Source organism: Exiguobacterium oxidotolerans JCM 12280, from assembly GCF_000702625.1.
Taxonomy (GTDB): Bacteria; Bacillota; Bacilli; order Exiguobacteriales; family Exiguobacteriaceae; genus Exiguobacterium_A; species Exiguobacterium_A oxidotolerans.
Genome location: NZ_JNIS01000001.1, coordinates 405,648 through 431,166, shown reverse-complemented (window position 1 = coordinate 431,166; position 25,519 = coordinate 405,648). Strand labels below are relative to the sequence as shown.

Below are 25,519 nucleotides of genomic sequence, written 5' to 3'. Positions count from 1 at the left end.
CTTTAGTGAGTGTAGATCGTTTAACAGGAGCGCAATTAGTCAAGATGATTCAAAATGGCGCGGCGAATCTCTATCAAAATGCAGATTTCGTCGATTCGCTGAACGTATTCCCTGTGCCGGATGGCGATACAGGAACGAACATGAACTTGACGATGACATCGGGATCGAAAGAAGCAACGAACGCAACATCTGAATCTGTCGCAGACGTCGCATCAGTATTCGCACGAGGTCTTTTAATGGGGGCACGTGGGAACTCGGGTGTTATCTTAAGTCAATTATTCCGTGGTTTCTCGAAATCAATCGAAGGAAAAGAAACGATTGATACGAAAGAATTCGCAGATGCCTTGCAAAAAGGTGTCGATACAGCATATAAGGCCGTGATGAAGCCAGTCGAGGGGACGATTTTAACGGTTGCTCGTGAAACAGCAGTCGCTGCGATCACACAATCGGAAACAACGACGGACTTACTTGAATTGATGCGCGGAATCGTCGATGCATCAAAAGTTTCACTCGAAGGAACACCCGATCTTTTACCGGTCTTAAAAGAAGTCGGTGTCGTCGATTCTGGTGGACAAGGACTTGTTTGTATCTATGAAGGGTTCCTTGCGACACTCGAAGGAAAAGAACTTGAAAAACCACATGCTCCTGTCATGGAAGCACTCGTCGAAGCAGAGCATCATAAATCGGCTCAAAGCTTCATGTCGACAGAGGAAATCCATTACGGTTACTGTACAGAAATCATGGTTCGTTTCCAAGATGATAAGTTAGCGAATGCACCGTTCAGTGAAGAAGCATTCCGTAACGAATTATCTGAGTTCGGAGATTCACTGCTCGTCGTCGCAGATGAAGAGTTGCTCAAAGTTCACGTCCATGTCGAGACACCAGGTGATGTCATCAACAAAGGACAAAAATTCGGTGAACTCGTCGCGGTTAAAATCGAAAATATGCGCCAACAACACTCAACGATTTTAGAAGAAGAAGGCGTCAATCACGTAACAGCTCCAGTTGCAACGAAAGCGAAAGCGAAATCTGCACTCGTCACGGTCGCAATGGGCGAAGGGATCAGTGAGCTCTTTAAATCACTCGGCGTCAGCATCGTCATCGAAGGTGGACAGACGATGAACCCGTCGACGGAAGATATCGTCAAAGCGATTGAAGACGCGCATGCGGAGCACGTCTATGTGTATCCGAACAACTCGAACATCATCATGGCGGCTGAACAAGCAGCATCTGTTGCATCATGCGGCGTGACGGTCGTGAAATCAAAAACGGTCCCACAAGGACTGGCTGCGACAATCGTCTACAACCCGGAAGCGACAGTCGATGAGAACGAACGTCACATGACAGATGCGATTGGTGCTGTCAAGTCAGGACAAATCACATATGCTGTCCGTGATACGAGTATCGATGGTGTCGAGATTAAAAAAGATGATCACATGGCGATTGCGGAAAAACAAATCGTCGCAACAGATCACTCGAGTCTCGGTGCAGCGAAGAAACTCATCGATACGCTCGTCACGGAAGACGACGAAATCGTAACGATTTTATTCGGAGAAGGCGTAGGACAAGATGAAGTCGACGAGTTAGTCGCTTACATCGAATCAATCAATCCGGACGCTGAAGTCGAAGTTCACGACGGAAAGCAACCGCTCTATTCATATATTCTTAGTGTTGAATAAAGAATAAACGTGAAGTTACCTTTTCACGAATCCCACCATCTGCGATAATAGAGGTGGGATTTTGTTTTGTTTAAAAGAGAGGGGGAAATGAAATGAAGTATCGTAGTGTATTTGATATCATCGGTCCTGTCATGGTAGGACCATCGAGTTCCCATACGGCAGGAGCAGCACGAATCGGTTTGATGGCGGGTAAGTTGTTCGGGGAAACGCCAACAGACATTTATATCACATTTTATGGATCGTTTGCCGATACGTACCGGGGGCACGGAACCGATGTAGCGATCATTGGTGGTGTACTTGGTTATGATACGTTTGATGATCGAATTCCTGAGTCGATTAAAATCGCCGAAGGGAAAGGAATTCGGGTTCATTTTGAGACGAGTGAAGCACTGACGGACCATCCGAATACGGCGCGAGTCCATTTGACTGATGGAGAAAATCAATTTGAACTCGTCGGCATTTCAATTGGTGGAGGAACGATTGAAATTACAGAATTGAATGGTGTACCGTTACGTCTCTCAGGTGGCGGGCCGGCACTTGTCGTCTTGCACCACGATCGTTTCGGGGCGATTGCGGCAGTCACGAGCATTCTCGCAGACTATGAAATTAACATTGGTCACATGGAAGTGTCGCGCCATGAAAAAGGACGTCAAGCCTTGATGGCGATTGAAATCGATGATCGGATGCCTAAAGAAGTGCTTGAAGAAATTAATCGGTTACCACAGGTCGAACGATCCGTCATGATGGGAGAGTGAAGAAATGTTTAAATCAGTAAAAGAACTCGTAGCACTCGCTACGGAAAAAAATGTGCCGATTTCAGAAATCATGATTGAACAAGAAATGACGGTCCGCCATTTAGAGCGTGATGAAGTATATGCAATGATGGAACGGAATTTACAAGTCATGGAAGAAGCTGTCGAACGGTCACTTGCAGGTGACGGTGTCGAATCGGTCACCGGTTTGACAGGCGGGGATGCAGTCTTACTGCAACGATATCGGGCGTCAGGGAACGGGTTATCGGGAGATCTTTTGTTAGATGCCGTCAGCAAAGCCATCGGAACGAATGAAGTCAACGCGGCAATGGGGAAAATCTGTGCGACACCAACAGCAGGGAGCGCGGGCGTCGTCCCAGGGACGTTGTTCGCCGTCAAAGAACGGCTTCAGCCTTCACGCGAGGAGATGCTCCGATACCTTTTCACATCGGGTGCGTTCGGGTTCGTTGTTGCCAATAATGCCTCCATCTCAGGTGCGGCAGGCGGATGCCAAGCGGAAGTAGGTTCGGCGACAGCAATGGCAGCTGCTGCGATTGTCGAAATGGCAGGAGGAACCCCGGATCAATCGGCGCATGCGTTTGCAATTGCTTTAAAAAATATGCTTGGTCTCGTCTGTGACCCAGTCGCTGGACTTGTCGAAGTCCCGTGCGTCAAACGAAATGCGATGGGAGGAGCGAATGCGCTCGTCGCAGCCGATATGGCACTGGCTGGCATCACGTCACGTATTCCGTGTGACGAAGTCATCTCGGCAATGTATGAAATCGGTCAAATGATGCCTTCTGCCTTACGTGAAACGGCGAAAGGCGGTCTTGCGAATACACCGACTGGACGCTGGCTCGAGTCGAAGATTTTTGGAGATTTATCGAATGAATCCATCAAGTGAGGTCACGGCACTTAAGGGAGTCGGGCGTGATTTGGCAACTAAGCTTGCAGAAATGGATATCGTAACGATCTCGGACGTGCTGGAGCACGTCCCATTTCGTTACGATGATTTCGTTACGGGGAGTTTAACGGAAGCGATCCATGAAGATAAGGTCAAGTTCACAGGTCAAGTTCAATCAGAACCGCTCGTTCGTTATTACGGAAAAGGTAAGAATCGGCTAACGTTCCGGTTACTTGTCGAAGAACGCTACAGCGTCACGGTGACGATGTTCAATCGTGCCTTTTACAAAGCCCAATTGAAGTTAGGGGAAGAAGTGACGGTCAGCGGCAAGTGGGATTTGCATCGGATGACGATTTCAGCGACGGAACTTCAATTCGGGGCGATCGAAGGTGAACTGACACCCGTCTATTCCTTAAAAGGTGACATGCGGATGAAGACGTTCCGCCGTGTCGTCGAACTCGCTTTCGCAGCAGTAGAATCAGTCGGGGAGCGGGTGCCCGATTCGATTCGGACGGCGTATCGACTTCTCGACCGGATGACGATGCTAAAGGCGTTACACTTCCCGACGCATCGAAAAGAATTGACAGCGGCGAGAAGAAGTTATGTGTATGAAGAGTGCCTCTATTTTCAGTTAAAGCTTCAGACATTACGACTTGGAAAGCGACAGGGACAAGGGATTGCTTTACCGTTACATCAAGCAGCCGTCGACGAGTTTATTGCAGGATTGCCATTTCCGTTGACAGGCGCTCAAAAACGAGTGACAGAAGAAATTTTGAGTGATATGCATCGAGCAGAGCGAATGAATCGGTTGCTGCAAGGAGATGTCGGAAGTGGGAAGACCGTCATCGCGGCGATTGCCCTGTTCGCGACGATTCGTGCGAACAAGCAAGGCGCCTTGATGGTTCCGACTGAAATACTAGCGGAGCAGCATGCTTCCTCACTTGCCCCGTTACTCGAACCATTCGGGATTAAAGTCGGTCTCTTAACGAGTTCTGTCAAAGGAAAGGCCCGTGTGTTATTGCTAGAAGCCTTACGGCAAGGAGAAATCGATATCCTTGTCGGCACCCATGCCTTGATTCAGGATACAGTCGTCTTCAAGGACTTACATTTAGTGATTACGGACGAACAACATCGGTTTGGTGTCGAGCAACGGAAGCGCCTCCGAGCAAAAGCAGCACAAGCAGATGTCCTCTATATGACGGCGACACCGATTCCGCGAACACTTGCGATTTCTGTGTTTGGCGATATGGATGTTTCGATCATCGACGAGATGCCAGCAGGGCGTAAAGAAATTGAAACGTACTGGGCAAAACCAGAACAGATTGAACGCGTCTTTGGTTTTGTGGAGAAGGAGTTACTTCTCGGGCGACAAGCCTATGTCATCACGCCATTGATCGAGGAATCTGAATCGCTTGATGTTCAAAATGCGATGGAATTGCATGCCGTTCTCGTCGAACGTTTCCGCGACAATCAAGTTGGTTTGATGCACGGACGTCTCGGCTCGTCTGAAAAAGACGAGGTCATGCAAGCTTTCAAGGACAATCAGGTCCAAGTCCTCGTCTCGACGACTGTCGTCGAAGTCGGGGTGAACGTCCCGAATGCCTCAATCATCGTCATTTACGACGCAGAACGATTCGGTCTCGCGCAATTGCATCAATTGCGTGGACGTGTCGGACGAGGGGATGCACAGTCATATTGTATCTTGATTGCTGATCCGTCGTCTGACACCGGGAAAGAGCGGATTAAGACGATGACAGAGACGAACGACGGCTTCAAATTAGCGGAAAAAGACTTAGAACTACGCGGATCGGGTAATTTCTTTGGGACAGAACAAAGTGGATTGCCACGCTTCGTCCTGACAGATCCTGCCCTCGATATTCAAATCATGGAAACAGCCCGGAACGACGCCGTCCGCTTGTTGCGTTCGGATGCCTTTTGGCAAACATCGGACTACGACGTGTTACGCCATTATATCGAAGAGCAAGGACTGCTTGACGGAGAAAGAATTGAATAATACTTGAAAGTGAACAACGGGGGATATATACTACTATTAGTACCAGGTGATAATAGTGATTATCCTTCTTGTAGGAGGAACGTACATGCGGGTACCTAAAAAAGAACGGCAAGTAGAACTACAGCATACAATTGAACAAAATCCATTCATCACGGATGAAGCACTTGCGCTTCATTTTAACGTCAGCATTCAGACGATTCGGCTCGATCGAATGGAATTGAAAATCCCTGAATTACGGGAACGGATTAAACACGTCGCGACAGAACGACTCGATGACGTGCGTACTTTGACCGAAAGCGAAGTCATTGGTGATATGATTGACCTGAAACTTGATACATCTGCGATTTCGATTTTAGAAATTTTGCCGGAACACGCTTTTAGCCGGAACGCGATTGCACGCGGGCATATTCTGTTCGCTCAAGCCAATTCGCTCGCCATCGCGTTAATTGATGACGAGTTAGCATTGACGACACGAGCAAACGTGCAATTTACACGATCTGTCCATGTTGGGGAACGTGTCGTCGCGAAAGCGTTCGTCAGTTCCCATCGACAAGATGGACGATCAGACATCAACGTCGAAAGTTATGTCGGTGATGAGTGTGTCTTTATCGGTGAGTTTACGGTGTATCGTAGTAGTAAGGAGGAATCATGATGATTTTAGCAGTAGATGCAATGGGTGGCGACAACGCCCCTCGTGCGATTGTCGAAGGTGTGATTCAGTATTTAGGGGAGCGCCCGAAGGCGGACATTGAAATTCGATTGGTTGGAGATGAATTGAAGTTACGTTCTTACGACATCAAGGATTCCCGTGTGACGATCGTTCACGCGGCAACTGTCATCACTGGAGAAGACGAACCGGTCCGTGCGATTCGACGGAAAAAAGATAGCTCACTCGTTGTGGCTGCAAACCTGGTGAAAACAAAAGAGGCGGATGCCTTGATTTCAGCAGGCAACACGGGAGCACTGATGACTGCCGGATTGTTTGTGATTGGTCGAATCGAAGGGGTTGACCGTCCTGCGCTGGCCCCGACTTTCCCGACAAGAAACGGAAAAGGTGTCGTCATCTTAGATGTCGGTGCTAATCCGGATGCAAAAGCAGAACATTTGCTTGATTATGCCATCATGGGATCAGTCTACGCAGAACAAGTACGTGGTATCAAACAACCGAAAGTTGGTCTGCTCAATATCGGCTCAGAAGCTGGTAAAGGCAATGCACTGACGAAGGAAACATATCCCTTACTTGAGACTGCCCCTATTCATTTTATTGGGAATGTCGAGGCGAGAGAAGCGATGAGTGGTGATGTGGACGTGATCGTCACAGAAGGATTTGCAGGGAATACGTTGTTGAAAAGTACGGAAGGTGCTGCAAGCATGATTATGGGTGTCATGAAGGAACAGTTCATGAGTTCATTCAGTTCGAAAATCGCGGCGTTAATTTTAAAGCCGAAACTTAAAAAAATGAAGCAATTGCTCGCGTACGAAGAATATGGTGGGGCCGGGCTGTTCGGAATTGCGGCACCTGTCATCAAAGCACACGGCTCGAGCAATGCCTATGCCTTCAGTCGTGCGCTGGCACAGGCTGAAATGATGGTCGAGCAACACGTCGTTGCGAAAATCATTGAAGCGAAGACAAAATAGAGCTAAAGGAGTGAGCGAGATGGGGAAAACGGTATGGATGTTTCCGGGGCAAGGGTCACAAATGCCCGGTATGGGACAGACACTTGTCAGTGAGGAAGAAACTAAACAAACGTTAGTCGATCTCGGAACACGAATCGGCCTAGATTTAACAACGCTGTTAACGACGGGGACAAAAGAAGAACTAAAGGCGACGGAGCTTGCTCAACCCGCAATCGTCGCACATAGTACACTTCTCGCCACTCGTTATGCAGCACTCGGTAACAAACCGGACTATGTCCTTGGGCATAGCGTCGGGGAGTACAGCGCGCTTGTCGCAGCATCGGTCCTTACGCCGAGTGAAGCCGTTTATCTTGTCCATGAACGTGGTAAGTTGATGAACCAGGTTTCAGGTGGAACGATGGCTGCCGTCATCGGTTTAAGTGATGTCGAAGCCGCGCACCATGCCGTCGAATCGATTGCGGCGACAGGTGAAATCGTGCAAATCGCGAACTACAACTGTCCTGGCCAATTCGTCATCTCAGGGCACGTCGCAGCCGTCGAATCGGCGACAGCGAAATTAAAAGAGCTCGGTGCAAAGCGTGTCTTACCACTCGATGTCTCCGGTGCGTTCCACTCCTCTTTAATGACACCGTTCGCACCACGTTTCGAAGATTTCCTTGCTTCTTCACCATTCGAAGCGGCGCAAGCGAAGTTTATCTCAAACGTGGACGGATCGTTTCACGATCAACCGGACGACTTGAAACGACTGCTCGTTCAACAATTGTATTCACCTGTTCGCTTTGAGGCATGTGTCGAGCAATTGATTGAAGAGGGTGTCGATACCTTCATCGAATTCGGACCGTCTTCACCACTTAGTGGGCTTGTCAAACGTATCAAAAAAGACGTTAAAATCATTAGTATCACGACACTTGAACAACTAGAAGCGGAGGGAATTCGTGGATGAGTAAGGTAGCACTCGTAACAGGCGCCTCACGAGGAATCGGTGCGGCAATCGCAACACGTCTCGCGACAGATGGTTTTAAAGTCGTCGTCAACTATGCCGGTAGCACAGAAAAAGCAGAAGCCGTCGTCGCGGATATCATCGCTTCTGGTGGTGAGGCAATCGCCATCCAAGCAGACGTTGCGAAAGCTGATCAAGTCAAGGCGTTGGTTAAACAGACCGTCGATGCATTCGGTCAACTGGATTGTGTCGTCAACAACGCCGGTATCACACGCGACGGTTTGTTGATGCGTATGAAAGAAGCCGACTTTGATGCTGTCATTGATACGAACCTAAAAGGTGCGTTCCTCGTCACACAAGCGGCGTCACGCCCGTTGATGAAGACGGGTGGTCGCATCATCAATATCGCTTCGGTCGTCGGCATCACGGGTAATCCGGGGCAAGCGAACTATGTGGCCGCGAAAGCCGGTTTGATTGGGTTGACGAAATCGGTCGCCCGTGAACTCGCAAGTAAAGGGGTCACAGCGAATGCGATTTGCCCAGGATTCATCGAAACAGACATGACCGATGAATTGACGGACGATCAACGGAATCTGTCACTTGGACAAATTCCATTGAAACGGTTTGGGCAAACGCAAGACATTGCAGCACTCGTCAGCTTCATCGCTTCGGACGAAGCCCGTTACATCACAGGGCAAACGCTCGCAGTTGATGGCGGCATGACAATGTAACTGAACACCGGTAGTACTTTGCCAAATCGGCAATCATCTTATATACTCAACTCATGGAGGGATTTCAAATGACAAAAGAACAAATTTTAGTAGACGTACAAGAGGCAATCGCAGAAAAATTAGGTAAAGAGCAAAGTGAAATCACACTCGATAAATCGTTCAAAGACGATCTCGGTGCAGATTCACTTGAAGTAATGGAACTCGTTATGGATCTCGAAGATAAATTCGAAATCACAATCGAAGACGATCAAGCAGAAAACTTGAAGACTGTCGGCGATGTCGTCAGCTACATCGAAACACAAGTCTAATCATTGACGCTGACCCACCGCTCTTTTTGCGGTGGGATTTAGCTGTTTAGGAGGAATTATGACGAATCAAAAAGGACGTCGTGTCCGAAAAGGACCTTACGTAAAACGTCGAAAAGATGCGCGGACGTTTGCTCAAATCGAGCAAAAATTCGAAGAGTTACAAACGCGCCTTTCGATTCATTTTTCAAATGTCGAATTGTTGAAGCAAGCGTTTACTCATTCTTCGTTTGTCAATGAACAACGTGAATCGGATGGGGATAACGAACGACTTGAATTTTTAGGGGATGCAGTCTTAGAATTGACGGTCTCAAGATATTTATTTGAACACTACCCGGAACGTTCCGAGGGGGAATTAACAAAACTGCGAGCAGCTATCGTGTGTGAACCATCGCTCGTCCAGTTTGCCAATCATTATGAATTCTCTGACATGATTTTGCTAGGTAAAGGGGAAGAACTGACAGGCGGACGAAATCGGCCAGCATTACTTGCTGACGTATTTGAAGCGTTTATCGGTGCACTTTATCTCGATCAAGGCATTGAAGCAGCAGAGCGATTCCTCGCCGAAGCGGTTTTTCCGAAAGTGGCATCTGGTTTCTTCGAAGAGCAGACAGACTTCAAGAGCCAATTACAAGAAGCGATCCAACGGGTCGGCCTCGGACAAATTGAATACGAGATCATCGAAGAACGTGGTCCTGCACATAGCCGGGAATTCATTTCGCGTGTTCAAGTCCCGGATAAGCTTGAAGGAATCGGGACCGGTCGTTCGAAAAAAGAAGCAGAACAGCAAGCAGCGAAACAAGCCTTGCTTGTGCTGAAAAAACAATTTTAAGTAAAAAAACCATATAAAAAAGGCGCCCGATTGGGAACGCCTTTTTTATATGGTTTCTTACACCGTCTTCAGTGATTTTAGTTCATCGACGATTGCATCGACCTCAGCGAGTGATAACGATTCACGCATCATGACGAACTCATAAATTTCTTTTAAGTCGTCATTTTTTGTGCCATCGAACTGCTCAGCTTTGATGACGCCTTTATTAATAATATTTAATTTATCCAAGATTGCTTCAATCATTTGTTCAATTGTCATATCGTTGAATTCTCCTCTTCACGTCTTTACCGTTAACATTACCATAAAACCTACCATTTTGTAGACCTTTCGGCTATGGTAAACTAAAAGAAAATTAAAAGAAATTTAAACATATGGGTGGTAAAGATGTACTTAAAACGAATTGAAATCAACGGCTTCAAATCTTTTGCGAGCCGGACAGAACTTGACTTCCTACCGGGAGTGACGGCAGTCGTCGGACCGAACGGTAGTGGGAAGTCGAATATATCGGATGCAGTGCGCTGGGTGCTCGGTGAGCAATCGGCTAAATCATTGCGCGGTGCGAAGATGGAAGATGTCATCTTCGCCGGCAGTATGTCAGAACATCGAAAGCAGTTCGCAGAGGTGACGCTTGTCCTCGATAATGAGTCGGGAACGGTTGCTTTACCTTACCAAGAGTTGAGCGTGACGCGACGCGTCAGTCGAAATGGAGACAGTGATTATTTTCTTAATAAAAAACCATGCCGCTTGAAGGACGTCCTCGATCTCTTTATGGATACAGGTCTGTCCCGTGATGCCTTCGCAATCATTGGTCAAGGACGTGTCGAACAAGTCATCTCCGGGAAACCGGAAGAGCGGCGGTCCGTCATCGAAGAGGCAGCAGGTGTCTTAAAATACCGCCACCGGAAAAAACAAGCGGAGCGGAAGCTGAGTGACACGGAGACGAATCTCTCACGTGTCGATGATATTTTATTTGAACTCGGTGGACGAATCGAGCCGTTACGAGAACAAGCAGCGCTTGCAAAAGAGTATTTGATTGCCCGCGACCGGTTCGATTTTTTAGAACGTGGCATCATTGCAGAAGAAATTCAAAGTTATATGGAACAAATTGCCCAATTGACGATGGAAATCGAAACGTGTGAGCGTGAGTTGTCAAATGAACAGGCACGTCTTGAGGAAACGCAAACCTCGAGAGAAGAACAAGAAACGATGCTTGAAAACATTCGCCGGACAGAGACAGAGATGCAGGAACGGTTGCGAACCGTCTCGACGACGCTCGTTGAGATTCAAGGTTCGCTGAACTTGGCAAAAGAACGTGAGAAACATGGGACGCAAATGAAAGAGCGTTTAGAACAAGAAGTCGCGACGCTTGAAGCGCGTGTTTCCCTAATTGAGGATGAGGCGAAAAAAGCAGCTCGCTTACGAGATGAGACGAAGCAAACATACGAGCAAACTGTCAAACGTCGTGAACAAGCAGATGCCGCATTAACGTATTCGGACCGTGATTTTGAAAAAGAAGCAGAGCAACTACGGTCTGAAGCGTTTGAAGTAGCGAGTCGACTGGCGGCGACGAATAACGCCTATAACCGAGCAAAACAAGATTTACAGAGTGCGGAAGAGTTACGCCGGACGTTCGCGGAAGGGACAGGGTCGAAACAATCGGCGCAAACAGCTTATGCGGCCGAGGTTGACCGACTAGAAGCGAGCTCTTTCAACGTGCGGCAACAGCTCGATGCCTTAGTGGCGGAAGAGACGCAAGTTGAAACGAAGCAACACGAACAGCGAACGATGATGACGCAAGTCGAACGATCCATCGTCGATCTCCATCGCCGGCGTGATAAAACAGAGGACCGGATTGAATTTTTGGAGTCCGTCAAGGCAGATTACAGTGGTTATTTCGGTGCCGTCAAAACGATTTTGAAACAGCGTGATCACATTTCAGGAATATATGGAGCGGTTGCCGAATTGATTTCCGTACCGGCCCGATATGAAGCGGCGATCGAAACGGCACTTGGCGGTGCCATGCAAAACGTCGTCGTCGATACAGACGCGACGGGGCGGAAATTGATTCAGGAATTACGTCGTCTAAACGCGGGACGTGCGACGTTCATGCCGCTCAGTTCGATTCAACGGCGCGATTTGAATCAATCGGTTCGCAATCAACTATCTGCGATGCAAGGATACATCGGCGTTGCGAGTGAACTCGTGACGACGACGGATGAGCTGACGAAATTAAAACAGAACTTGCTCGGGACGACGCTTGTCGTCGAATCGCTTGAACAAGCGAACGCGATTGCCCGTGCGACGGGACATCGGTATCGGCTCGTGACGCTCGACGGAGATGTCGTCAACGTCGGTGGTTCGATGACAGGGGGGAGCTGGAAAAAAGGGACGCCACTCTTTAGTCAATCACGGGAGTTAGACGAACTCCGCGAAGGGCTGACGCAAGGACAGGCGGTCATTCGTGAACAAGAGCGCCGCCTTGCGGAGATGAAAGTAGTAGATGAACAATTGAACGTTACGCTTGAGACGCTTGCGCAAGAAATGAAAACGACGCGAACGACACTTGAATCACTTCGGGATGAATTGACGGAGGCGAAACATGGTCTCGCAATCACAGCTTCGGAACTGTCCGTCCAAGATGGCCAGTTGCAACGGTTGGCGGAGCAAGAACGGGAAGCGAAGGCGACGATTGAACAAGCTGAGCACGATATCGCGAACTTGACGAAGCGGCAACAAGAACTCAGACGTGATCTCGATCAGCTAAAAGAGGCACAGGCCCGTGGTGCTGTGACAATCGAAGACTTGAAACAACAACAAGCAGATGCCTTGCTCGAAGAACGGACAATGATCTTGAAGTTAGATCAAGTCAATCGTGAAGTCGAACGAATCGAAGAATCGTTGAATCATGCGAAACTCGAACGGAGTCATAAGCGACGTGATTTAAAACATGTGCTCGAAGGGTTTGGCGAAGGTCAAATTGAAGCATTGCATGCAGAGCAGGCGCAGATGCTTAAAGAACAAACAACGGTCGAACAAGAGTTGAAAGCAATCACGGACCAAATCCAACGTGACGGCGAAAGTTTACGACTTCTACGAATCCGGGAAGCGAAGCTGAAAGAGGAGCAACAGTCGGCAAAACAACAAGTCGATCAAGCACGCCTCAACCACGGCAGAATCAGTACACGTCTTGAAACACGTCAAGAGACACTCGACGAGATGGGGCTGATTCTCGAATTGATTGAACCGCTGACGATTCCGTTCGAAGAGGCGAAAGAGGAAGTACACCTCCTCAAGCGTCAATTAGAAGAAATCGGAGTTGTCAATATCGGTGCGATTGAAGAGTTCGCTGAAGTCGATCAACGGTTTACGTTCCTCTCGACGCAACGTGATGACTTAGTGACGGCGAAAACGGATTTATATGCCGTCATCGATGAGATGGATCGTGAAGTCGTCCGACTCTTTAAAGAGACGTTTACGGCGGTACGGGAACACTTCCGTGAGACTTTCCGCGAACTGTTCGGCGGTGGAGAAGCGGACTTGATTCTGGTCGATCCGAGCGACCTCTTGACGAGCGGCATCGACATCGTTGCGAAACCACCGGGTAAAAAACTACAGAACTTGTCACTCTTATCTGGTGGGGAACGCGCATTGACGGCGATTGCCTTGTTGTTCGCGATTTTGAAGACGCGTCCTGTCCCGTTTTGTGTCCTTGACGAAGTCGAAGCAGCTCTTGACGAAGCGAACGTTGCCCGGTTCGGTGAGTTCGTTCATCAGTTGGCGCGTGATACACAATTTATCATCATCACACACCGAAAAGGGACGATGGAGTCAGCAGATGTTTTATACGGCGTGACGATGCAACAAAACGGTATTTCGGAAGTGTTATCCGTTAAACTAGAAGAGGCACGACGAACATTGACTGAAGAAGTAGAATCAAAGGAGCTAAAACAATGAGTTTTTTTAAAAAGTTAAAAGATCGGTTGACGACGTCGACACAGGAAGTCACGACTAAATTTACGGAAGGGTTGTCGAAGACGCGGGACGGGCTTGCGAGTGCCGTCAATGATCTCGTTTATCGTTTCCGGGAAGTCGATGAAGAATTTTTCGAAGAGTTAGAAGAAGTGTTGATTCAAGCTGACGTCGGTGTGACGACGACGATGGATTTGGTCGAAAAACTAAAAGTCGAAGTCAAACGAAAAAACGTTAAGGACACAAAAGAAGTCCGTGATGTACTCGTTGAAGTCGTCGCCAATATGTTGATTGAAGAAGAAGAAACGGAACTTGATTTAAATCATGAGTTAAATGTCATTCTGTTCGTTGGTGTCAATGGCGTCGGAAAAACGACGACGATCGGGAAGCTTGCGAATCGCCTGAAAAATGAAGGGAAAACGGTCATGCTCGCAGCAGGGGATACATTCCGAGCAGGAGCCATCGATCAGTTGCAAGTCTGGGGCGAGCGCTCCGGCGTACCGGTCATCCGTCAAGGAGAAGGATCAGATCCTGCTGCCGTCGTCTTCGATGCTGTCCAGGCGGCAAAAGCGCGGAAAGTCGATGTCTTGATTTGTGATACGGCAGGACGTCTCCAAAACAAAGTCAATTTGATGAATGAACTCGAGAAAGTCAAACGTGTCATCGAACGTGAAATTCCAGGGGCACCACACGAAGTCCTGCTGGCGCTCGACGCGACGACCGGACAAAATGCGATGGTGCAAGCCAAAGCGTTCAAACAAGCGACGAATGTCAGCGGCATCGTCTTGACGAAGCTCGACGGGACAGCAAAAGGTGGTATCGTTCTCGCAATCAAAAACGAACTGGACCTACCCGTGAAGTTCGTTGGATTAGGTGAAAAAATTGACGATCTCCAACCGTTTAATGCCGAGCAATTCGTCCATGGTCTCTTCGGTGACGTATTCGAAGAAAAGCAAACGACGGAAGAGGCACCGGAAGAGGAATAAGCTAGGTTTGCTTGTAAAGAAAAAAACTTGACAACACACTGTGAGGGCTGTACTATACTATCTGTAAAGGAATTTCACTTAACAACCGTGGAGGTGCTCGGATGACACTTGATAAAACGAACCGGATGAATTATCTGATTGACTTTTATCAGGAGCTTTTGACGCCGAAACAACGAAATTATATGTCACTCTACTATTTAGATGATTTTTCGTTAGGTGAAATCGCCGATGAGTTTGAAGTCAGCCGACAAGCAGTCTACGACAACATAAAACGTACGGAAGCGATGCTTGAGCAATATGAAGAACGACTTTCTTTGTTTCAAAAATATGAACAGCGAAAGATCCTTCTTGATGAACTGAAGCGGCTCGACCTTCCAAGCGAGGCACTGGTGGCGATTGAGTCACTGGAGCAATTAGAGTAGGAGGCATCATCAATGGCATTCGAAGGATTATCGGAACGGCTCCAAGCCAGTCTCGCCAAAATGCGAGGTAAAGGTAAGATTTCTGAAGCGGACGTAAAGGAAATGATGCGTGAGGTTCGCCTCGCGTTATTAGAAGCCGACGTCAACTTCAAAGTAGTGAAACAGTTCGTAAATGATGTGAAGGAGCGTGCCGTCGGTCAAGACGTGATGACGTCTCTCACACCCGGTCAACAAGTCGTCAAAATCGTCCATGACGAATTGACGAAATTGATGGGGGGGGAAGTATCTCCGTTGACGCTCGCTAACCGTCCGCCGACCGTCATTATGATGACTGGTCTCCAAGGTGCTGGTAAAACGACGACGACTGGAAAACTCGCCAATCATTTACGAAAAAAACACAATCGCAGTCCACTGCTCGTAGCAGCGGACATTTACCGTCCGGCTGCGATTAAACAACTTGAGACGCTAGGAAAACAACTTGAATTACCGGTCTTCTCGATGGGAGATCAGGTAAGTCCACAAGAAATCGTAACCGGCGCGCTCGACTATGCAAAAGAGCATCACCACGATATCGTGTTGATCGATACGGCGGGACGCTTACATGTCGATGAGGACCTGATGCAGGAACTTGTCGATGTGAAGGAAATCGCCAAGCCTAACGAAATCTTCCTTGTCGTCGACTCGATGACGGGTCAGGATGCGGTCAATGTCGCAGAAAGCTTTAATGAAAAGCTCGGCGTGACAGGGGTCGTCCTGACGAAACTCGACGGAGATACTCGAGGCGGAGCAGCACTCTCCATCAAGGCAGTCACCGGAGCACCGATTAAGTTCGTCGGTCTTGGAGAGAAGCTAGACGCAATCGAGCCATTCTACCCAGAGCGGATGGCGTCACGGATTCTCGGTATGGGAGACATGTTATCGCTGATTGAAAAGGCAGAGTTCCAAATGGACGCAACACGCGCCAAGGAGCTCGAAGGCAAAATGCGCGATGCATCGTTCACGTTTGACGATTTCATCGAGCAGTTGCAGCAAGTGAAACAGATGGGTCCTTTGGATGAGTTGTTAGGAATGATTCCGGGTGCCGGTAAAGGAAAGATGAAGGGCTTGAAAAATGCTCAAATCGATGAGAAGCAACTTGTTTATGTCGAAGCGATTATTCAATCGATGACAAAACGGGAGCGGACTGAACCGGAAATCCTCAATGCGAGTCGTCGGAAACGGATTGCGCGCGGCAGTGGTCGTAGCATTCAAGAAGTGAACCGGTTGATCAAGCAATTTGAAGACATGCGGAAGATGATGAAACAATTCTCCGGCCAAATGGGCAAAGGGAAAAAGAAAGGCGGCTTTGGCCTCCCATTCTTCTAAAAGTCTTTTCTCTTTTGCTGTAACGTTGTATACTAGTGAAGTTGTCAATTTGACTAAACCAAAAAACTATTTAATATCTGGAGGGACTTACGAATGGCAGTTAAAATTCGTCTTAAGCGCATGGGCGCAAACAAATCACCTTTCTACCGTGTGGTAGTAGCAGACTCACGTGCACCACGTGATGGTCGTTTCATCGAGCAAATCGGATACTACAACCCGGTTGCTAAACCAGAAGCAGAAGTAAAACTTAACGAAGAGCTCGCTCTTAAATGGCTCGCTGAAGGTGCTAAACCGTCAGACACAGTTCGTAACCTCTTCTCAAAAGCTGGTATCATGGAGAAATTCCACAACGCGAAACTCGCGAAGTAAGACATTTGGAGGTGAGCGAAAGCTTACCTCCTTTTTGTTGCAGAAAAATATCTGATTGACGATTTTAAAGGAAGGAAGTGAAGAAGATGCAATGGTTAGAAGTCGCGAAAATCGCGAACACACACGGTCTAAAGGGCGAATTGAAGTTACTTGCGAGTACCGATTTTCCGGAGGAACGCTTTAAAGTCGGAAATGACGTATTTCTCGAGACAGAGGGGACGTATGTACCGCTGACTGTGAGCAGTTACCGGAAACATAAACAATTCGTCATGGTGACCTTCAAAGGAATGCATCACATCAACGACGTCGAAAAGTATAAAGGGATGAAACTTTTCGTACAGCCGGAAGTCTTACAAGAGCTCGGAGAAAATGAATATTACTACCACGAAATCATCGGTTGCGACGTCTATGACGGAGATGAGAAAATCGGGGTCGTCTCGGAAATCTTAGAGACCGGAGCAAATGATGTCTGGACGATTAAACGTCCAGGAAAAAAAGACGTCTTGATTCCGTATATCGAACAAGTCGTCGCGTCGATCGATGTGCAAGAAAAGCGGATTCAAATCACACCATTACCTGGATTGATTGAAGGATGAATATCAAAGTCTTGACGCTTTTTCCGGATATGTTCACAGCACTCGATCATTCAATCGTCGGACGGGCACAAGAAGATGCGCGAATACATCTCGAGTACATTAACTTTCGCGACTATTCGACGAATCGACATGGGCGTGTCGATGATTCTCCTTACGGGGGTGGGGCAGGGATGTTGTTGACGCCGCAACCTGTTTTTGACGCTGTTGCGGCCTTGCCGAAAGCGAACCGTCGCATCATTGCGATGACACCGACAGGACAGCGTTTTGATCAAACAGTAGCAGAAGAATGGGCGCAGGAATCAGAACTTGTTTTTTTATGTGGACATTATGAAGGATTTGATCAACGGATTCATGACGAACTGGTGACAGATGAAGTTTCGCTTGGAGACTTCGTTTTGACGGGAGGGGAACTCGCGGCGATGACGATGATTGATGCTGTTGTCCGACTGTTACCTGACGTCCTTGGCAAATCGGCCAGTCATGAAGACGATTCCTTTTCGACCGGACTGCTCGAATACCCCCATTATACCCGTCCTGCCGACTATAACGGATTAGTGGTCCCGGACGTCTTATTATCCGGGAATCATGCAAAAATCGAGCAGTGGCGAAGACAACAGGCTTTGAAACGAACACAGGAGCGACGTCCAGATTTACTTGAGTCAGCCGATTTGTCGGCAAGTGATTTAAAGTACCTCCGGTCAATTTCAGGATTGTCAAACGACTGAATCTGTGATAAGTTAAAACATGTGGCAAAAGCCACCTATTAACGATGTTCCGCTGTTGGATGCAATAAGCAAATGAAGATAAGAACATTGGTGAAAAAAGGAGAAATCATTCATGAACACACAACAATTGTTCCGTGAAATTACACAAGAACAAATCAAGTCAGACGTCCCTTCGTTCCGTCCTGGGGATACAGTCCGTGTACACGTTAAAGTCGTCGAGGGTACGCGTGAGCGGATCCAGCTTTTCGAAGGCGTAGTTATCAAACGTCACGGTGGCGGCATCAGTGAAACTTTCACAGTCCGTAAGATTTCTTACGGAGTTGGCGTAGAGCGTGCTTTCCCGCTCCACTCACCACGTGTTGCACAAATCGAAGTCGTTCGTTACGGTAAAGTCCGTCGTGCGAAACTTTACTACCTCCGCAACCTTCGTGGTAAAGCGGCACGTATTAAAGAAATTCGTCGTTAATCATGTGAAAAAGTGGCTTGTCTTCGGACAAGCTTCTTTTTTTTATCGTTTATGCGTATACTAAGTCTAGAGTAAAGATTTAATCAAAGGAGTGGAACGCGTGAAGGAGTTATTTAGTTGGGTAAAGGCGCTTGTCGTAGCGCTCGTGATTGCGTTCATCATCCGAACGTTTCTATTCGTCCCGGTCATCGTGGACGGCGAGTCGATGATGCCGACACTGCACAATTCAGACCGGATGGTCGTCAATAAGGTTCCCTATTACTTTAATGAACCAGAACGTGGCGATATCGTCGTCTTCCATGCGACGGAAACACGTGACTATATCAAACGTGTCATCGCTGTCCCAGGTGATACGTTGTACTACAAGGATGATATGCTGTATATCAACGATAAAAAAGTGGAAGAACCCTATTTAAAAGAATTTAAAGCACAAATGAATGGTGTCCCGTTGACGGAAGACTTTACGTTAGAAGAACGGACTGGCGAAACGAAAGTTCCAACCGGTAAAGTATTCGTCATGGGAGATAACCGTCAAAACTCGAAAGATAGCCGTGACATCGGGTTCGTCGATGAAGATCAAATCGTCGGAACGACGAATTTCGTCTTTTATCCGTTCGGCGATTTACGATCAGTTGATTAAAAATCAAGACTTCGCAACAAAATGCGTCTAGTAGAAACAGCTCCATCAGCCGTGCGTTTGATGGAAGAAGGTCAGGAATCGAGTAGTGTCCGCACGACACTACTTCTTTTCTTGGCTTTTTTTGCGTATACTAAGGAATGGATCGTTTCTTGAGAACGAAGTGACGGTAACTGCAGCAGGACTTACCGCGTCACACAACATGAAGTTAGCAGTCCAGTAATATGATGAGTTGAGGTGGAATATATGACGATACAATGGTTCCCTGGTCACATGGCGAAAGCACGTCGTGAAGTTCAGGAAAAATTAAAATTAATCGACGTCGTCATCGAATTGGTCGATGCACGTCTCCCGATGTCGAGTCGCAATCCGATGGTCGAGCAAATTACGGCAGGAAAACCGCGGTTGATCGTCTTGAACAAAGCCGATATGGCTGATGCGCGTTTGACGGAGCGTTGGATGAAGGCCCTTCGTAAGGATGGCGTCGATGTCATCGCTGTCGATGCGAAACACAATAAGGGTCTCGGACAAATTCATGAAGGTGCGTTACGCTTGATGAAAGAAAAACATGATCGCATGCGTGAAAAGGGACGAAATCCGAGTGCGATTCGAGCGTTGATCATCGGCATCCCGAATGTCGGGAAATCAACATTAATCAATCGCCTTGCCGGACGAAACATTGCCATCACGGGTGACCGCCCAGGTGTGACGAAACGTCAGCAATGGATCAAAATGAAGACGGGTGAGATGGAGTTGCTCGATACACCAGGTATTCTCTGGCCGAAATTCGACGATCAGCTTGTCGGATATCGCTTGGCAGCAACGGGGGCAATTAAAGATGATATCTTAAACATCGATGACATCGCGTTGTTTGCCATCCGTGAGCTCAAATCGCGTTATCCGGATCAGTTGATTGAACGCTATCGCTTAGACGATGTGTCAGGTGAAGCCGTGGATGTATTAGAAGCAATCGGGAAAAAACGAGGGTTCACTTCAGGTGGATACGTCGATTTCGAACGGACGAGTGAGATGCTGTTACATGAGCTGCGGACGGAAAAAGTCGGTCGTGTAACACTTGAAACAGTCGAAGAATGGACAACAACAGCAGAATAAGACGAGCTTGGAACCTTCTCTAGAAGGTCCAAGCTTTTTTCGAAATAGGAGTGAATGTAAGATGAAGATTCAGGACTTAAAAGAACGTCTCAAAAGGGTTTCACGCGAACAATTCGAAGTAATCGAACAGGAACTGATGCACGATGAACGAAAAGGAATCAGGCTGTTATTGAAACAAACAAGCCGTCGCCTTGATCTCGAAGAACAATTGCGCCTCAGTTTTATCGAACGCTCGCAGTTCGAAGAAGCTTACCGGGCACAGGGGTGGGAGAAGATTGCTGGTGTCGATGAGGTTGGGCGAGGTCCACTTGCTGGACCGGTCGTCGCGGCGGCAGTCATCTTACCAAAAGATTTTTATCACCCCGCGTTGACGGACTCAAAACAAATGTCAAAAAAACAACGGCAACTGGCGTATCAGCATATTTGTGAAGTCGCAGAGGTCGCCATCGGCATTATCGAACCAGCAGAAATTGACCGAATCAATATTTACCAAGCCTCGAAACAGGCGATGTTACAAGCGGTGAATGAATTATCTGCCGAAGCACTACTCGTTGATGCGATGGAGCTTGATAGCGATTTACCTCAAACATCACTAATCAAAGGGGATGCGCGTAGCATCTCAATCGCAGCAGCGAGCGTCATTGCGAAGGAAACGCGTGATGCGATGATGGAGGACTATGCAAAACAGTATCCGGGATACGGGTTTGAGCAACATGCAGGGTACGGGACAGCACAGCATTTACAGGCACTCGATACATATGGTGTGACACCGATTCATCGCAAAACGTTTAAACCCGTTCTTGACCGACTCTAGGAGGTGAATGTGCGTGCAAATCGAACATCGGGCCTTACTTCCCTTTAAAATTATTGATCAAGCCAACATGCAGTTACGTGAAGGGGCAAATGTCGTCGGCAAAGTGCTGAAGCTCCTCCCCGATGGTTTGATGGAGTTACAAGTCGGACAACGGGTTTTAACTGCCGGAACGACGGCCAACTTGAAAGAAGGGATGTCGTACCGGTTCGTCGTGACGAGTACGGAAGGGCAACCCGTACTGAAGATTTTGTCGGAAGCTCCACAAACTGCGGCGAAACAAGTCCTTCCTTCGATGCTTGAGAGTCTCTTGCGACCAGCGTCAGAGGGAGTACCGCAGACGACGCGTACGATTTTGCAACAACTTGGCCAACGCGCGATGGAAGGATCGGGTCAAGTACTCAAACAGACGATTGTTGAGCTCATTCAGTTAGCGCGTACTGCAGAGACGGATGGGCAAGGGTCTCTTGACCGAAAGACGAGTGATCAAATCTTGACGCAACAACTCGTTCAAGCGACGAATGAACCGGGACGCGGCATCTTTATGTTGCAACTACCACAGTTTGGTCCCTTTGAAGATGTCGATGTGACGATGGAAGCACCGTTCGACAAAAAAGAATTCAACCCGGACCATGCCCGAATCGCTTTTTATCTCAAACTGCCCAAGTTAGGTGAAATTGCGATCGACTTATTAATTACTGATCGAAAGATGGCGGTGTCCGTTTTTCATCCGGATCAACGAATTAGTGCATTCATGGCTACCTATCAACCGATGATGGAACAACGGTTAAAAGAGCAGGGGTATGAGTTGATTCGGTTTGAATTAGTCGAGCAAACAAAAGAGAGGGTTCCAATCGATTTGACGCGACGAAACGGAAGGGTGGACTACCAAGTATGAAAAAAGCAATTGCCTTATCTTATGAAGAACAGATGGCAGCCCCGAAAGTCGTTGCCAAAGGTTCCGAAATCGTCGCCGAGCGAATCTTAGAAGAAGCGATTCGACACAACATTCCGATTCGGCAAGATCAGACTTTGTTGACATTACTTGATGCAATCGAGGTGTCTGAGCAAGTTCCACCGGAGTTATACGGGGTCATCGCTGAGTTGTTTGCCTTTTTGTACCAGCTCGATCATGAGGGAATCACGAAAAAATAAATGCTTTCGGTCGATAACGATAGACAGCGCTTCCAATTTTAACTACAATGAAAGAGCCGAAACTAAAGGGGTTAAGGGGGATTTTTTCATGAATGTACATGAATATCAGGCAAAAGAGTTACTTCGTTCATACGGTGTACCTGTACCGAACGGAATCGCAGCATTTACGGTCGAAGAGGCTGTCGATGCAGCAGAACAATTGTCAGGCCCAATCAAAGTTGTCAAAGCACAGATTCACGCAGGGGGACGCGGTAAAGCTGGTGGTGTCAAACTAGCAAAATCGCAAGAAGAAGTAAAAGAGTTCGCGACGGAGTTACTCGGCAAAACGCTCGTCACGCATCAAACAGGACCAGAAGGTAAAGTCGTTCAACGTCTTCTCGTCGAAGAAGGTTGTGCGATCGATAAAGAATACTATCTCGGGATTGTCCTTGATCGTGTGACAGGTCGTGTCGTCATCATGGGTTCAAGTGAAGGCGGAATGGATATTGAAGAAGTGGCAGAAGCGACTCCTGAAAAAATCATCAAGGAAATCGTTGATCCAGCAGTCGGACTTCAAGCTTTCCAAGCACGTAAATTAGCGTTTGCAATGGGTGTACCCGTTAAACTCGTTAACAAATTCGTTGGTATGGTGACGAAACTCTACACGTTCTTCGTTGAAAAGGATTGCTCAATCGCTGAAATCAATCCACTCGTCACAACAAAAGACGGTGACGTCGTTGCACTTGACGCGAAGTTGAACTTCGATTCGAATGCGTTGTATCGTCATGCGGACATCGTCGCACTCCGTGATGAAACGGAAGAAGATCCACGTGAAGTCGAAGCTTCAAAAAGCGATTTGAACTACATCGCACTTGATGGGAATATCGGCTGTCTCGTCAATGGCGCAGGTCTTGCGATGGCAACGATGGACATCATCAAGCACTTCAGTGGCGATCCGGCCAACTTCCTCGATGTAGGTGGCGGCGCGACGAAAGAGAAAGTAACAGAAGCGTTCAAATTGATTCTCTCAGATGATAACGTCAAAGGAATTTTCGTCAATATCTTCGGCGGCATCATGAAGTGTGATGTCATCGCGGAAGGAATCGTTGCAGCAACAAAAGAAGTCGGCTTAGAGTTACCACTCGTCGTTCGTCTTGAAGGAACAAACGTTGACGCAGGGAAACAAATTCTCAAAGATTCAGGTCTAGCGATTACAGCAGCTACATCAATGGCAGACGGCGCAGAAAAAATCGCTGCGCTCGTGAAGTAAGGGGGAGCTAAGGATGAGTATTTGGGTAAACGAATCAACAAAAGTGATCATTCAAGGAATTACAGGTAATCAAGGGATGTTCCACGGGGAACAAATGATTGATTACGGAACGAACCTCGTCGGTGGTGTCACACCAGGTAAAGGCGGAACAGAAGTGCTCAGTGGCGTGCCTGTCTTTGATACGGTTGCGCAAGCGGTCGCTAAAACAGGGGCAAATGCATCGATTATCTATGTACCACCAGCATTCGCTGCGGATGCGATCATGGAAGCAGCGGATTCAAACATCGCTCTCATCATCTGTATCACAGAAGGAATTCCCGTTCTTGATATGGTAAAAGTAAAACGTTACCTTGACGGAAAACCAGTCCGTTTGATTGGTCCGAACTGTCCTGGCGTCATTACACCAGGTGTCGCGAAACTTGGCATCATGCCTGGTTACATCCACACACCAGGTCATGTCGGAATCGTTTCACGTTCTGGAACATTGACGTATGAAGCCGTTCACCAATTGACGACGGCTGGAATCGGTCAATCGACGGCTGTCGGTATCGGTGGTGATCCTGTCAACGGGACAGACTTCATCGACACGCTCAAAGCGTTCAATGAAGATCCTGAAACAAAAGCGGTCATCATGCTTGGTGAAATCGGTGGTACGGCAGAAGAAGAGGCGGCTGAGTGGGTCAAAGCCAACATGACGAAGCCGGTCATCGGATTCATCGGTGGACAAACTGCTCCTGAGGGCAAACGTATGGGTCATGCGGGTGCCATCATCTCAGGTGGTAAAGGTACGGCATCGGAAAAAATCAAGACACTTCGTGCAAATGGTATTGAAGTCGCAGACTCTCCGGCAGTCATTGGTGAAACGTTAATTCGTGTCATCAAAGATGCTGGTATCTACGATCAATGTGTCACGGGTTCAACGGTCAAATAAAAACGTCGAGAGCTGTCCTGAAGATTCAGGACGGCTTTCTTCTATATAAAAGGAGTGTATGTTAATGGAGCGAGAATGGTATGTCCGATTTGCAGCATGTCGTGTTCCTTATCCGATTGTCGCCTTGGTAGAACAATATGGTATTTTATCCGTCGCTGATCTTCCGACAAATGCCGAGAGTAAAAAGCGATATCAAGCAGCTCTTTCACTCGAACACCTCCCGTCTCAGTTACTTGTCCCGACCGATCCCGAGTTCCCGCAACAGTTACTCCACATACCACGACCGATTTACGGTCTGTATTACGTAGGTGATCCGTCGCTTCTGCGTCACCCTTTAATCAGCATCATCGGTAGCCGAACCCCATCCCCGTCTCATAAAGAACGTCTGTCGTTCTTACGTCCGTTTTTTAATTCCCCTTTCGTCACTGTCTCTGGTGGAGCTTATGGGATTGATTCCCTCGTCCATCGCCTTTCCTTGAAGTATGACCAACCAACCATCGCCGTCATGGCAACAGGACTCGATTCTCTTTATCCGAAACAAAATGCGTCCCTCTTTGATCGCATCGCACAAGCTGGCTTGTTGCTCTCCGAGTACCCTCCTGAGACCCCCATTCAAAAATTCCAATTTTTAGAACGTAATCGCATCATCGCTGGATTATCTTCTGCTCTCGTCATCGTCGAAGCAGCGTTGAAAAGCGGAACGATGAATACAGCAGGACACGCTCTAGACCAAGGAAAAGACGTCTATTGCTTACCGGGTTGTCCGACTGAAAAAATGTTTTGTGGAACGAATCAATTGATTGCGGAAGGCGCGATTCCGCTCCTGAATCCGGAAGAAGTTTCAAAAAGTATCTTGATGGACGTTGACAAATGGGAATCGAGACTACTATGATAAGTGAGATTAAAATACGAGTACGCCTCTAATAGGGA

At 47.7% G+C, this 25,519-nt stretch carries 27 protein-coding genes; 26 read left to right on the top strand and 1 reads right to left on the bottom strand.

Annotated elements, in window-relative coordinates; genetic code table 11:
* Nucleotides 1-5 precede the first annotated feature (5 nt).
* The 10 genes from P403_RS0102310 to rnc all read left to right on the top strand — a co-directional run bounded on the left by P403_RS0102310 (nucleotide 6) and on the right by rnc (nucleotide 9,795).
* Nucleotides 6-1,679, top strand: coding sequence for a DAK2 domain-containing protein (locus P403_RS0102310; RefSeq protein WP_029330865.1), 1,674 nt, complete (start codon nucleotides 6-8; stop codon nucleotides 1,677-1,679).
* A 92-nt stretch (nucleotides 1,680-1,771) separates the two neighbouring features.
* Nucleotides 1,772-2,434 (top strand): L-serine ammonia-lyase, iron-sulfur-dependent subunit beta, encoded by a 663-nt coding sequence (gene sdaAB, locus P403_RS0102305; RefSeq protein WP_029330864.1) that lies wholly within the window; start codon nucleotides 1,772-1,774, stop codon nucleotides 2,432-2,434.
* Between the two features lie 4 nt (nucleotides 2,435-2,438).
* A complete protein-coding gene (gene sdaAA / locus P403_RS0102300) occupies nucleotides 2,439-3,335 on the top strand; it encodes an L-serine ammonia-lyase, iron-sulfur-dependent, subunit alpha (protein WP_029330863.1) in 897 nt (298 codons plus the stop codon).
* Nucleotides 3,319-5,349 (top strand): ATP-dependent DNA helicase RecG, encoded by a 2,031-nt coding sequence (recG, locus tag P403_RS0102295; RefSeq protein ID WP_029330862.1) that lies wholly within the window; start codon nucleotides 3,319-3,321, stop codon nucleotides 5,347-5,349. Before sdaAA ends, recG begins: the two co-directional genes overlap by 17 nt.
* An 85-nt stretch (nucleotides 5,350-5,434) precedes the next feature.
* Nucleotides 5,435-6,001 carry a transcription factor FapR gene (gene fapR, locus P403_RS0102290; RefSeq protein WP_029330861.1) on the top strand — a complete coding sequence of 189 codons (567 nt, stop codon included), beginning with the start codon at nucleotides 5,435-5,437 and terminating at the stop codon, nucleotides 5,999-6,001.
* On the top strand, nucleotides 6,001-6,987 hold the full coding sequence (plsX, locus tag P403_RS0102285) for a phosphate acyltransferase PlsX (RefSeq protein WP_029330860.1): 987 nt from the start codon (nucleotides 6,001-6,003) through the stop codon (nucleotides 6,985-6,987). The genes fapR and plsX overlap by 1 nt, the downstream gene beginning before the upstream one ends.
* A 19-nt stretch (nucleotides 6,988-7,006) precedes the next feature.
* Complete coding sequence (gene fabD, locus P403_RS0102280) at nucleotides 7,007-7,930, top strand: ACP S-malonyltransferase (protein ID WP_029330859.1); 924 nt, start codon at nucleotides 7,007-7,009, stop codon at nucleotides 7,928-7,930.
* A complete protein-coding gene (fabG, locus tag P403_RS0102275; protein ID WP_029330858.1) occupies nucleotides 7,927-8,658 on the top strand; it encodes a 3-oxoacyl-[acyl-carrier-protein] reductase in 732 nt (243 codons plus the stop codon). Before fabD ends, fabG begins: the two co-directional genes overlap by 4 nt.
* Before the next feature lie 68 nt (nucleotides 8,659-8,726).
* On the top strand, nucleotides 8,727-8,966 hold the full coding sequence (gene acpP / locus P403_RS0102270; protein WP_012370777.1) for an acyl carrier protein: 240 nt from the start codon (nucleotides 8,727-8,729) through the stop codon (nucleotides 8,964-8,966).
* 58 nt (nucleotides 8,967-9,024) lie between these two features.
* Nucleotides 9,025-9,795, top strand: coding sequence for a ribonuclease III (gene rnc, locus P403_RS0102265; RefSeq protein WP_029330857.1), 771 nt, complete (start codon nucleotides 9,025-9,027; stop codon nucleotides 9,793-9,795).
* Nucleotides 9,796-9,852: 57 nt separating this feature from the next.
* Here rnc and P403_RS0102260 read toward each other — a convergent pair whose 3' ends face one another.
* Entirely contained in the window at nucleotides 9,853-10,053 is a 201-nt protein-coding gene (locus P403_RS0102260; protein ID WP_029330856.1) for a DUF1128 family protein, read from the bottom strand.
* A gap of 126 nt (nucleotides 10,054-10,179) precedes the next feature.
* Here P403_RS0102260 and smc point away from each other — a divergent pair, with 126 nt between their 5' ends.
* The 16 genes from smc (at nucleotide 10,180) to dprA (ending at nucleotide 25,481) form a co-directional block, all read left to right on the top strand.
* Nucleotides 10,180-13,749 carry a chromosome segregation protein SMC gene (gene smc, locus P403_RS0102255; protein ID WP_029330855.1) on the top strand — a complete coding sequence of 1,190 codons (3,570 nt, stop codon included), beginning with the start codon at nucleotides 10,180-10,182 and terminating at the stop codon, nucleotides 13,747-13,749.
* The gene (gene ftsY / locus P403_RS0102250; RefSeq protein WP_029330854.1) at nucleotides 13,746-14,750 is read left to right on the top strand and encodes a signal recognition particle-docking protein FtsY; all 1,005 of its coding nucleotides are present in this window, start codon (nucleotides 13,746-13,748) and stop codon (nucleotides 14,748-14,750) included. Before smc ends, ftsY begins: the two co-directional genes overlap by 4 nt.
* A 101-nt stretch (nucleotides 14,751-14,851) precedes the next feature.
* Nucleotides 14,852-15,172 carry a putative DNA-binding protein gene (locus P403_RS0102245; protein ID WP_029330853.1) on the top strand — a complete coding sequence of 107 codons (321 nt, stop codon included), beginning with the start codon at nucleotides 14,852-14,854 and terminating at the stop codon, nucleotides 15,170-15,172.
* 12 nt (nucleotides 15,173-15,184) lie between these two features.
* Nucleotides 15,185-16,537 (top strand): signal recognition particle protein, encoded by a 1,353-nt coding sequence (gene ffh, locus P403_RS0102240; protein ID WP_029330852.1) that lies wholly within the window; start codon nucleotides 15,185-15,187, stop codon nucleotides 16,535-16,537.
* A 93-nt stretch (nucleotides 16,538-16,630) separates the two neighbouring features.
* Entirely contained in the window at nucleotides 16,631-16,906 is a 276-nt protein-coding gene (gene rpsP, locus P403_RS0102235) for a 30S ribosomal protein S16 (protein WP_012370770.1), read from the top strand.
* 86 nt (nucleotides 16,907-16,992) lie between these two features.
* Nucleotides 16,993-17,502 carry a ribosome maturation factor RimM gene (gene rimM, locus P403_RS0102230; protein WP_029330851.1) on the top strand — a complete coding sequence of 170 codons (510 nt, stop codon included), beginning with the start codon at nucleotides 16,993-16,995 and terminating at the stop codon, nucleotides 17,500-17,502.
* Nucleotides 17,499-18,227, top strand: coding sequence for a tRNA (guanosine(37)-N1)-methyltransferase TrmD (trmD, locus tag P403_RS0102225; protein WP_029330850.1), 729 nt, complete (start codon nucleotides 17,499-17,501; stop codon nucleotides 18,225-18,227). The genes rimM and trmD overlap by 4 nt, the downstream gene beginning before the upstream one ends.
* 112 nt (nucleotides 18,228-18,339) lie before the next feature.
* Entirely contained in the window at nucleotides 18,340-18,693 is a 354-nt protein-coding gene (gene rplS / locus P403_RS0102220; RefSeq protein ID WP_029330849.1) for a 50S ribosomal protein L19, read from the top strand.
* A 100-nt stretch (nucleotides 18,694-18,793) separates the two neighbouring features.
* Nucleotides 18,794-19,333, top strand: a complete 540-nt coding sequence (lepB, locus tag P403_RS0102215) for a signal peptidase I (protein ID WP_029330848.1) — start codon at nucleotides 18,794-18,796, stop codon at nucleotides 19,331-19,333.
* Between the two features lie 243 nt (nucleotides 19,334-19,576).
* Nucleotides 19,577-20,443, top strand: coding sequence for a ribosome biogenesis GTPase YlqF (ylqF, locus tag P403_RS0102210; RefSeq protein WP_029330847.1), 867 nt, complete (start codon nucleotides 19,577-19,579; stop codon nucleotides 20,441-20,443).
* A gap of 61 nt (nucleotides 20,444-20,504) precedes the next feature.
* Entirely contained in the window at nucleotides 20,505-21,257 is a 753-nt protein-coding gene (locus P403_RS0102205; protein WP_029330846.1) for a ribonuclease HII, read from the top strand.
* A 13-nt stretch (nucleotides 21,258-21,270) separates the two neighbouring features.
* The gene (locus P403_RS0102200; protein WP_029330845.1) at nucleotides 21,271-22,152 is read left to right on the top strand and encodes a flagellar hook-length control protein FliK; all 882 of its coding nucleotides are present in this window, start codon (nucleotides 21,271-21,273) and stop codon (nucleotides 22,150-22,152) included.
* Nucleotides 22,149-22,409 (top strand): EscU/YscU/HrcU family type III secretion system export apparatus switch protein, encoded by a 261-nt coding sequence (locus tag P403_RS0102195; RefSeq protein WP_029330844.1) that lies wholly within the window; start codon nucleotides 22,149-22,151, stop codon nucleotides 22,407-22,409. Before P403_RS0102200 ends, P403_RS0102195 begins: the two co-directional genes overlap by 4 nt.
* Nucleotides 22,410-22,497: 88 nt before the next feature.
* Nucleotides 22,498-23,658 (top strand): ADP-forming succinate--CoA ligase subunit beta, encoded by a 1,161-nt coding sequence (gene sucC, locus P403_RS0102190; protein ID WP_029330843.1) that lies wholly within the window; start codon nucleotides 22,498-22,500, stop codon nucleotides 23,656-23,658.
* Nucleotides 23,659-23,671: 13 nt separating this feature from the next.
* The gene (gene sucD, locus P403_RS0102185; RefSeq protein WP_029330842.1) at nucleotides 23,672-24,589 is read left to right on the top strand and encodes a succinate--CoA ligase subunit alpha; all 918 of its coding nucleotides are present in this window, start codon (nucleotides 23,672-23,674) and stop codon (nucleotides 24,587-24,589) included.
* Between the two features lie 64 nt (nucleotides 24,590-24,653).
* Entirely contained in the window at nucleotides 24,654-25,481 is an 828-nt protein-coding gene (gene dprA / locus P403_RS0102180) for a DNA-processing protein DprA (protein WP_029330841.1), read from the top strand.
* Nucleotides 25,482-25,519: the final 38 nt, after the last annotated feature.

Bases quoted from the DNA above. Each gene is read 5' to 3' on its own strand.
- P403_RS0102260 (WP_029330856.1), bottom strand. From the start codon at position 10,053: ATGACAATTGAACAAATGATTGAAGCAATCTTGGATAAATTAAATATT.
- ffh (WP_029330852.1), top strand. From the start codon at position 15,185: ATGGCATTCGAAGGATTATCGGAACGGCTCCAAGCCAGTCTCGCCAAA.
- rnc (WP_029330857.1), top strand. From the start codon at position 9,025: ATGACGAATCAAAAAGGACGTCGTGTCCGAAAAGGACCTTACGTAAAA.
- fapR (WP_029330861.1), top strand. From the start codon at position 5,435: ATGCGGGTACCTAAAAAAGAACGGCAAGTAGAACTACAGCATACAATT.
- sdaAA (WP_029330863.1), top strand. From the start codon at position 2,439: ATGTTTAAATCAGTAAAAGAACTCGTAGCACTCGCTACGGAAAAAAAT.
- rplS (WP_029330849.1), top strand. From the start codon at position 18,340: ATGAACACACAACAATTGTTCCGTGAAATTACACAAGAACAAATCAAG.
- recG (WP_029330862.1), top strand. From the start codon at position 3,319: ATGAATCCATCAAGTGAGGTCACGGCACTTAAGGGAGTCGGGCGTGAT.
- sucC (WP_029330843.1), top strand. From the start codon at position 22,498: ATGAATGTACATGAATATCAGGCAAAAGAGTTACTTCGTTCATACGGT.
- P403_RS0102205 (WP_029330846.1), top strand. From the start codon at position 20,505: ATGAAGATTCAGGACTTAAAAGAACGTCTCAAAAGGGTTTCACGCGAA.
- rimM (WP_029330851.1), top strand. From the start codon at position 16,993: ATGCAATGGTTAGAAGTCGCGAAAATCGCGAACACACACGGTCTAAAG.
- ftsY (WP_029330854.1), top strand. From the start codon at position 13,746: ATGAGTTTTTTTAAAAAGTTAAAAGATCGGTTGACGACGTCGACACAG.
- fabD (WP_029330859.1), top strand. From the start codon at position 7,007: ATGGGGAAAACGGTATGGATGTTTCCGGGGCAAGGGTCACAAATGCCC.
- acpP (WP_012370777.1), top strand. From the start codon at position 8,727: ATGACAAAAGAACAAATTTTAGTAGACGTACAAGAGGCAATCGCAGAA.
- rpsP (WP_012370770.1), top strand. From the start codon at position 16,631: ATGGCAGTTAAAATTCGTCTTAAGCGCATGGGCGCAAACAAATCACCT.
- trmD (WP_029330850.1), top strand. From the start codon at position 17,499: ATGAATATCAAAGTCTTGACGCTTTTTCCGGATATGTTCACAGCACTC.
- sucD (WP_029330842.1), top strand. From the start codon at position 23,672: ATGAGTATTTGGGTAAACGAATCAACAAAAGTGATCATTCAAGGAATT.
- sdaAB (WP_029330864.1), top strand. From the start codon at position 1,772: ATGAAGTATCGTAGTGTATTTGATATCATCGGTCCTGTCATGGTAGGA.
- P403_RS0102195 (WP_029330844.1), top strand. From the start codon at position 22,149: ATGAAAAAAGCAATTGCCTTATCTTATGAAGAACAGATGGCAGCCCCG.
- P403_RS0102245 (WP_029330853.1), top strand. From the start codon at position 14,852: ATGACACTTGATAAAACGAACCGGATGAATTATCTGATTGACTTTTAT.
- plsX (WP_029330860.1), top strand. From the start codon at position 6,001: ATGATTTTAGCAGTAGATGCAATGGGTGGCGACAACGCCCCTCGTGCG.
- dprA (WP_029330841.1), top strand. From the start codon at position 24,654: ATGGAGCGAGAATGGTATGTCCGATTTGCAGCATGTCGTGTTCCTTAT.
- fabG (WP_029330858.1), top strand. From the start codon at position 7,927: ATGAGTAAGGTAGCACTCGTAACAGGCGCCTCACGAGGAATCGGTGCG.
- ylqF (WP_029330847.1), top strand. From the start codon at position 19,577: ATGACGATACAATGGTTCCCTGGTCACATGGCGAAAGCACGTCGTGAA.
- smc (WP_029330855.1), top strand. From the start codon at position 10,180: ATGTACTTAAAACGAATTGAAATCAACGGCTTCAAATCTTTTGCGAGC.